Origin of the sequence: Aeromonas rivuli (assembly GCF_000820045.1) — a bacterium.
Classification (GTDB): domain Bacteria; phylum Pseudomonadota; class Gammaproteobacteria; order Enterobacterales; family Aeromonadaceae; genus Aeromonas; species Aeromonas rivuli.
The window spans coordinates 176,357-176,625 of record NZ_CDBJ01000053.1 but is presented as its reverse complement, the minus strand read 5'-3'; the positions used below and the strand labels follow the sequence as shown (position 1 = coordinate 176,625).

The window sequence follows — 269 nt, the reverse complement described above, 5'->3', positions numbered from 1 at the left end:
TTGGGATCGGGTGCCTCGGTTGCAGGGGCGTCGTCACTCACCTGCGGTGAAACGGCATCACTGGCGCCGTCAGGCTGCGCAGCCTCTGCCGCCTTCTTGGCCTTGGCGCGGGCGATGGCGGCGGCAATGGCGGCTTTTTTGGGATCGGGTGCCTCGGTCGCGGGGGCGTCGTCACTCACCTGCGAGGAAGGGGTATCGACGGCTGCGTCAGGCTGCGCGGCCTCTGCCGCTTTCTTGGCCTTGGCGCGAGCGATGGCGGCGGCAATGGC

The 269-nt window shown here is 69.1% G+C and carries 1 pseudogene; it reads right to left on the bottom strand.

Going from position 1 to position 269, the window contains the following annotated elements:
* Positions 1-269 (bottom strand): annotated as a pseudogene (locus tag BN1130_RS22880) (electron transport complex subunit RsxC); the annotation flags it as partial.